Raw genomic sequence first — 1,055 nt, 5'->3', positions numbered from 1 at the left:
AAGTTTGAACGTAATAAGCCACACGTAAACGTGGGCACAATCGGTCACGTTGACCATGGTAAAACAACTTTAACTGCTGCGATTGCAACTATTTGTGCAAAAACTTACGGCGGTGAAGCGAAAGATTACTCACAAATCGACTCAGCACCTGAAGAAAAAGCACGTGGTATTACAATTAATACTTCACACGTAGAATACGATTCTCCAATCCGTCACTACGCTCACGTAGACTGCCCGGGCCACGCCGATTATGTTAAAAACATGATTACTGGTGCTGCTCAGATGGACGGCGCGATCCTTGTATGTGCTGCGACTGATGGTCCAATGCCACAAACTCGTGAACACATCCTTCTTTCTCGTCAGGTTGGTGTACCTTACATCATCGTATTCTTGAACAAGTGTGACCTTGTTGATGATGAAGAATTACTTGAATTAGTAGAAATGGAAGTTCGTGAACTTCTTTCTACTTATGACTTCCCAGGTGATGACACTCCAGTTATCCGTGGTTCTGCGCTTAAAGCGTTGGAAGGCGATGCTGGTCAATATGGTGAGCCTTCAGTTCTTGCTCTTGTTGAAGCGCTTGACTCTTACATTCCAGAACCAGAACGTGCTATCGACAAAGCATTCTTAATGCCAATCGAAGACGTATTCTCTATCTCTGGTCGTGGTACAGTAGTAACTGGTCGTGTAGAAGCTGGTATCGTGAAAGTAGGCGAATCAGTTGAAATCGTTGGTATCCGTGATACTCAAACAACTACAGTTACTGGCGTAGAAATGTTCCGTAAATTGCTTGACGAAGGTCGTGCAGGCGAGAACTGTGGTGTTCTTCTACGTGGTACTAAGCGTGAAGACGTACAACGTGGTCAAGTACTTGCTAAACCAGGTACAATCAAGCCGCACACTAAATTCGATGCAGAAGTATACGTACTTTCTAAAGAAGAAGGTGGTCGTCATACTCCATTCCTTAACGGCTACCGTCCACAGTTCTACTTCCGTACAACTGACGTAACTGGCGCAATCCAATTACAAGACGGCGTTGAAATGGTTATGCCAGG

At 44.7% G+C, this 1,055-nt stretch carries 1 protein-coding gene; it reads left to right on the top strand.

The features are described 5' to 3' along the window. Positions 1-1,055 (top strand): elongation factor Tu (tuf, locus tag HL290_RS18410; RefSeq protein WP_198497223.1); only part of this gene is annotated, 1,055 nt, incomplete at both ends.

Origin of the sequence: Acinetobacter sp. AC1-2 (assembly GCF_016124155.1) — a bacterium.
In the GTDB taxonomy this organism is placed as follows: Bacteria; Pseudomonadota; Gammaproteobacteria; order Pseudomonadales; family Moraxellaceae; genus Acinetobacter; species Acinetobacter calcoaceticus.
The sequence above is the reverse complement of the archived record's forward strand: the minus strand, read 5'-3'. Positions and strand labels throughout refer to the sequence as shown.